The following is a 6,588-nucleotide window of genomic DNA, read 5'->3' on the forward strand; positions in this document are numbered from 1 at the left end:
GCTGTTTGAGATTAGATTTTCAGGTATGCAGTCTAGATGAACGTTCCAAACAGCTATACCCGTTTGATGGGCATTGCCATCTATGAACACGCCCCGGATTGCAAGCGTTTTATGAGTTTTAGCAATGTAGGTTTTCAGTCATCTATCCGGCCTGTTTGCGCGGTCTATTCCGCTGGCCCTGATGGAATTCGTAGACCAACACCCAATCAAGTTGGCGAGCTCGAAGCTCCGACAATGCCACGGGGTTAGTTGGTCCCGGTTACCCTGTTTTGCCATCACATCACGATCACCCTCGCAATTGGTTTTAGTACGACGCTTTATACTTCCACTGAGTTGTACCGATATGTTTGCGACTTGCTGAGCAGGGCCCAGACGGTGCGCGCCATTTTATTGGCCATGGCAACCAGGACTACGTTGGTCGGGCGCCGTTCAAGCAATGCCTTTTGCCACTGGGACAAACCGTCCTGTTTTCGCCGGGACCAGCCCAAACTTGCCCTTGCCCCGTGAACCAGAAGCTTGCGCAGATAGCCGTCACCGCGTTTCGATATTCTTCCTAATTTTTCCTTACCGCCGCTCGAGTACTGTTTAGGCACCAAGCCGAGCCATGCGGCAAGCTGGCGGGCACTGCGGAACTGGGTAACATCGCCGATTGTTGCAACCAACGCGGTCGCAGTGATGACGCCAACTCCGGGAATCGTCTCCAGCCGTTTGCTGTCTTCATTGTCGGTGTGCCACTCGTTAAGCTTTCTTTCCAGCGCCTTGATCTGTGTTTGCTTTTCTTTCAACTGCTCTGCCAAAAAATTCAGGGCTTTACGTGCTAGGGCTGGCAGACGAGTGTCTTCCGAGTCTTTGATGACTATGATAAGTTCGCTAACCTTTGCTGCGCCAGCGCCTACCACGAGGCCGAACTCGCCGCAATGGCCGCGGATTGCATTGATCAACATTGTCTTCTGGCGTACCAGAAGTTCGCGAGTGCGATGCAGGACTAGAAGAGATTGCTGTTCCGCGCTTTTTATTGCTGCAAAACGCATAGTCGGGCGCTGAACCGCTTCGGCGATTGCTTCCGCATCAGCCGCATCGTTCTTCTGGCTCTTTACAAACGGTTTGACATATTGCGGTGGAACCAGCTTCACCTCATGGCCCAATGCTTGCAATTCACGAGCCCAGTAATGCGCGCTGCTGCAAGCCTCCATGCCAACGAGGCAGGGCTCGATACCCGCAAAAAACTCTATAATACCAACGGCACTTATAATTGACCTGTATGCGCCCAATTTCGTCTACCGATTGATGTGATTGTGTGGGGTTGTTGAATAAGCTTATTCCAAGCGGAACAGGCGGCATCGACAATTTCCTGGTAGTCTTGAAAGGTTCGGTTAGAGAGCCAGTTTTGCCGTAAGTACTGCCAAACATTTTCAACCGGGTTGAGCTCCGGAGAACGGGGTGGGAGCAGCAAGATGGTTATATTATCAGGCAACTTCAGTTTTGCCGTTGTATGCCAACCCGCTTGATCCATCAGGACCACTGCGTGCGCCCCTTTGGCGACGGTTCGGCTGATTTCTTTAAGGTGAAGCTGCATGGAATTGGTATTGGCTTTGGGCAAAACAAGTGCTGCCCCTTTGCCGTGGGCGGGGCAGATGGCCCCGAATACATAAGTTGATTGATAGCGCCCGTCGCTGGGAGCCCGTGGTCTCGTTCCTTTTTTTGCCCACCTTCTGGTGAGCCCATTTTTTTGACCAATGCGGGCTTCGTCCTGCCACCAGATTTCCATGGATGTTTGTGAGGGCAAGCGCGCTTTTATTTCTTTAAGCCGGGCATGGAAGTTTTTTTATATGTCTCCATAACTTGCTCGTCCTGTGCCGGGTGCTGTGGCCGAACGCTGACCCGAGAAAATCCCAGAACTCTGAGGAGGCTTGAAATAGCCCTTTCGCTATAGCTGACCCCAAACTTCTGCTCGATCACACCTTGCAGATCCCGCCGACGCCAGCGAATTACGCCGTGTTGTTGTAAATCAGGCCCAGCCTCAACCAGATCTGCAAATTCAGCCATTTGCTCTTTATTTAACCACCGGACACGGCCCGGGCTCTTACGATTGTACAGGCCGTGCGGCCCTTCTGCGTTAAACCGATGCACCCAGTCTCGCAGTGTTTGGCGGTCCATGCCGCCCATGCGTGCCGCCTCCAAGCGCGACAACCCATCATAAACAGCAGCAAGAGCAAGAAGGCGGCGGCTCTGCCTGACATCCTTACTTTGACAAGCAAGAGTTCGTAACGAAGAAGCATCATAGTCTCGGCGCAATGGGATCGCTGACATTGGGAATCTCCTTTCCCAATGTTGAATCACAATTCAAGTGATTTGGGAATCCTCATCCCGAGTCAAAAACAGGTGCCGTTGGAATTAACCGCAGAAGCCACCAGCAATGAAACATTGCGAACCTCCCCAGCCCAGGTGCGCTTCATTACAATGCCGTCCAAATACAGATAGGGATGATCCCCCTCGATGGGGCGCTGGCACCATTGTTCGATCTTGGCGTAGATCTTCTTATTGAGATTGGAAACTGTACCTGGTGAGACTCGCGTCCCCCACAGGGCCTCGGTTATGTCTTCCACACGGCGCACCGAAACACCCGCCAGATACATCTCGATAAGCGCTTCCTCAACCGAGCTTTCCCGGCGCTGGTAACGCTCGATGATCGCCGTCTCAAAGGCTTGCTTACGCAGCTTTGGCATCTTCAGCTTAACCGGACCAGCCTTGGTGCGCAGGGAACGCTCATAACTACCAGCACGCGTATCCTGACGCCCTTCAGAGCGTTCATCGCGTCCAGCCCCACACAATCGGTCGGCTTCGGCATCCAGCATCGCATTCAAGGCCTCTTCAACCGTGCCGCGTACCATCTCGCCAAGATGATCCTTGATCCGGGCCTCATCAATGCGGATGACGTTGTTCAATTCCTTCTGCTTATCGGTCTCGTCCATAATCTGATCCCCTCATCCAGTGTGAGTGGAACCGAACTCAACAGCAAATGTGATGGAGTGGATGCCCCACCCGGCGGCATCGCAATGTGCCATATTTACGATTGAAGCAATCGAAGATTGGGAAGGGACATCCATGGCAGAGGTTAGCATTATAGGTTTAGATTTGGCAAAGCACAGTTTTCAAGCTCATGGTGCGGCACCAGACGGCAAGGTTTTATTTCGACGGAAATTGTCACGCGGGCAGATGTTACCGTTCTTTGCCAAACAAGAACCTTGTGTTGTGGCAATGGAAGCTTGCGCTACTGCCCATAGTTGGGGGCGAGAAATTCGCGCTCTGGGGCATGATGTTAAATTGATTCCCCCAATCTATGTGAAACCATTTGTAAAACGTTAAAAAAACGATGCAGCTGACGCGGAAGCCATTGCGGAAGCAGCGTCGCGCCCCACAATGCGTACGGTTCCGATAAAATCAAAGGATCAGCAAAGTCGCGCCGTGTTATTCCGTAGCCGCGATCTTTTTGTACGTCAACGTACTCAGTTGATCAACGCCTTGAGAGCTCATTTGGCTGAGTTTGGCTGCCTCGCACCAAGAAAGGCGATACACGTTAAGAAACTGGCTGAGGCTTTGAATGCTCCGAACAGTGACCTGCCTCCTGTGGTGCTTCAACTCGGTCAGATCTACCTGGAGCAAATTGCACTGCTCACAAACCGGATCCAGTCCCTGGAAAAGCAGCTTCGAATAGAAGCGAACCAGGACAAGGCTGCGCAAAGATTGCAAACCATGCCCGGAATAGGGCCGATAACGGCCATGGCGGTTACAGCATTTGCCCCATCAATGAGCACGTTCCGCCGAGGGCGGGACTTTGCCGCATGGCTGGGGCTTGTGCCAAAACAATATTCAACAGGGGGAAGGCAGATCTTGGGCCGAACCTCGAAAATGGGCCAGCGCGATATCCGAAGGCTTTTGATCATCGGAGCTATGGCACTCATTGGTGCTGCCCGGCGGACGGGGAGGCCAGAAAGCTTATGGCTTGGAAGAATGCTTGAAAGAAAACCAAGTATGGTGGTGGCTATCGCGCTTGCAAACAAAATGGCTCGTAGATTGTGGGCTATGTTGGTCAAAGATGAAGACTACCGAAACCTGTCCCCGGCTAAATAGGTGCTTCAGGACAGGTCCGTCGGGATGTGAGGAGGGCTTTGAGCAGTAAGGGTAAACGATCGACTAGATCCGACTTGGCATAACCAGTCTTTCGCACCGGGCAAAAAGCCCGCAAATGTGTATTGGAGCCAAGTTGCGTATCTCCATACCGGCCCGCGGCAAATGCAGCGCCGCACAACGAGGTGAGCCTCCCCCAAAGAAGTGGTCCACGTTTATGATTAGGAAAACGGAGGACTCGATATGGGAATCAAGAGACCCAAACCAGAAGAGATTGTCGTTAAACTGCGGCAAGTTGAAGTCCTGACGGGGCAAGGAATGGCGCGCATGGATGCGATCCGCCAGATCGGCGTTACCGAGCAAACCTATTACCGTTGGAAGAAGCAGTATGGCGGAATGGGTACGGAGCAACTCAAGGAACTGAAGCGGCTGCAGAAAGAAAATGAACGTTTGCGCCGTGCGGTCTCGGATCTGACACTGGACAAGCTGATCCTTACGGAGGCTGCAAAGGGAAACTTCTGAGCCCTGCTCGTCGCAGAGCCTGCATTAACCATATACGCAGTCAGGTGAAGGTTTCCGAGCGGCGTGTTTGTCGTGTTCTTGGTCAGCATCGCTCCACACAGCGTCGCTTCCCCAAAGGGCGAGCGGATGAAGATCAGCTGGTTGCAGATATGATTGAGCTGGCACGCCAATATGGCCGTTACGGTTACCGTCGCATTGCCGCTTTGCTCCGAGAGGCTGGATGGCAAGTGAACGATAAACGTGTTGAACGTCTGTGGCGACGAGAGGGGCTGAAAGTTCCCATGAAGCAACCAAAAAAGGGGCGGCTCTGGCTCAATGATGGGTCTTGCATACGTCTCCGGCCACAGTATCGCAATCACGTGTGGTCCTATGACTTTGTCCATCATCGCACTGATGATGGCAGGGCATTCAGAACGTTGAATATTTTGGATGAGTATACGCGTGAATGCCTTGCTATTCGGGTGAAGCGAAAGCTGAATGCGAGCGAAGTCATCGATGCGCTGACGGACCTGTTTATCCTGCGCGGCATACCTGCCTATATTCGTTCAGATAACGGCCCGGAGTTCGTGGCGGAGGCGGTTCAAAAGTGGATCAAATCCGTCGGAGCCCAAACAGCCTACATTGAGCCAGGATCGCCTTGGGAAAACGGATATTGCGAAAGTTTCAATGGGCGAATGCGTGATGAATTATTGAATGGAGAAATCTTCTACTCGCTACATGAAGCTCAAATAATCATAGAACGCTGGAGGAAACACTACAATACCAAACGACCGCATAGTGCTCTGGGCTACCGCCCTCCAGTTCCGGAAGTCATTATTCCGATAGACCAAAGGCCAACCATGCACTAACTTTCAAAGCGGACCACTCAAACGGGGCTGCTCAGAGGCCTGACAGATGACCGCAACCGATCACATGCCAAAATTGCTCGAAAAACAACTTGCAAAACACGGGGCATCCACAGATGCGAAAAATATTGTACGTTATCGCTTCACCCGAATAGCAAGGCATTCACGCGTATACTCATCCAGAATATTCAACGTTCTGAATGCCCTGCCATCATCAGTGCGATGATGGATAAAGTCATAGGACCACACGTGATTGCGATACTGTGGCCGGAGACGTATGCAAGACCCATCATTGAGCCAGAGCCGCCCCTTTTTTGGTTGCTTCATGGGAACTTTCAGCCCCTTTCGTCGCCACAGACGTTCAACACGTTTATCGTTCACTTGCCATCCAGCCTCTCGGAGCAAAGCGGCAATGCGACGGTAACCGTAACGGCCATATTGGCGTGCCAGCTCAATCATATCTGCAACCAGCTGATCTTCATCCGCTCGCCCTTTGGGGAAGCGACGCTGTGTGGAGCGATGCTGACCAAGAACACGACAAACACGCCGCTCGGAAACCTTCACCTGACTGCGTATATGGTTAATGCAGGCTCTGCGACGAGCAGGGCTCAGAAGTTTCCCTTTGCAGCCTCCGTAAGGATCAGCTTGTCCAATGTCAGATCAGAGACCGCACGGCGCAAACGTTCATTTTCTTTCTGCAGCCGCTTCAGTTCCTTGAGTTGCTCCGTACCCATTCCGCCATACTTCTTCTTCCAACGGTAATAGGTTTGCTCGGTAACGCCGATCTGGCGGATCGCATCCATGCACGCCATTCCTTGCCCCGTCAGGACTTCAACTTGCCGCAGTTTAACGACAATCTCTTCTGGTTTGGGTCTCTTGATTCCCATATCGAGTCCTCCGTTTTCCTAATCATAAACGTGGACCACTTCTTTGGGGGAGGCTCAACTCTGATGTGCGCAGTGAATGGACTCAAAGCGTTTTGCCAGTGCGGTGGGGTACTCTCTAGGGGGCATATTTAAGCCTGTTTTCGCATGATTTTTGAGAAAACCAAAGCCGTGTTCCTTGACTGGGAGGCAACGCAGCTTTGTCTTCT

General features: G+C 52.2%; 3 protein-coding genes and 4 pseudogenes. 3 read left to right on the forward strand and 4 right to left on the reverse strand.

The window, feature by feature from the left end; genetic code table 11:
* Window positions 1-36 precede the first annotated feature (36 nt).
* Window positions 37-249, forward strand: a complete 213-nt coding sequence (locus P6574_RS09390) for a hypothetical protein (protein ID WP_310620060.1) — start codon at window positions 37-39, stop codon at window positions 247-249.
* A 68-nt stretch (window positions 250-317) separates the two neighbouring features.
* On the opposite strand, the pseudogene P6574_RS09395 reads toward P6574_RS09390, so the two are convergent.
* From P6574_RS09395 to P6574_RS09405, 3 genes and pseudogenes are all read right to left on the reverse strand, one after another.
* Window positions 318-1,341: pseudogene (locus P6574_RS09395) on the reverse strand (IS110 family RNA-guided transposase).
* Window positions 1,247-2,310 (reverse strand): IS630 family transposase gene (locus tag P6574_RS09400; RefSeq protein ID WP_310619047.1). Its coding sequence is split into 2 segments (ribosomal slippage): window positions 1,247-1,827 and window positions 1,827-2,310, totalling 1,065 coding nucleotides; the frame shifts between segments, so codons are not numbered across the junction. Before P6574_RS09400 ends, P6574_RS09395 begins: the two are co-directional and overlap by 95 nt.
* A 74-nt stretch (window positions 2,311-2,384) precedes the next feature.
* A pseudogene (locus tag P6574_RS09405) lies at window positions 2,385-2,972 on the reverse strand (transposase); the annotation flags it as partial.
* Window positions 2,973-3,105: 133 nt separating this feature from the next.
* On the opposite strand from P6574_RS09405, the pseudogene P6574_RS09410 reads away from it, so the two are divergent.
* Window positions 3,106-4,131 (forward strand): annotated as a pseudogene (locus tag P6574_RS09410) (IS110 family RNA-guided transposase).
* Window positions 4,132-4,371: 240 nt separating this feature from the next.
* Window positions 4,372-5,498, forward strand: a protein-coding gene (locus P6574_RS09415) for an IS3 family transposase (protein WP_310619455.1) whose coding sequence is annotated in 2 segments (ribosomal slippage) — window positions 4,372-4,636 and window positions 4,636-5,498 — 1,128 coding nt in all. Because the reading frame shifts where the segments join, the coding sequence is not laid out codon by codon here.
* Window positions 5,499-5,633: 135 nt separating this feature from the next.
* Here the strand turns inward: P6574_RS09415 and P6574_RS09420 are convergent.
* Window positions 5,634-6,382 (reverse strand): annotated as a pseudogene (locus tag P6574_RS09420) (IS3 family transposase); the annotation flags it as partial.
* Window positions 6,383-6,588 lie beyond the last annotated feature (206 nt).

It is taken from the genome of Pseudovibrio sp. M1P-2-3 (genome assembly GCF_031501865.1).
In the GTDB taxonomy this organism is placed as follows: Bacteria; Pseudomonadota; Alphaproteobacteria; order Rhizobiales; family Stappiaceae; genus Pseudovibrio; species Pseudovibrio corallicola.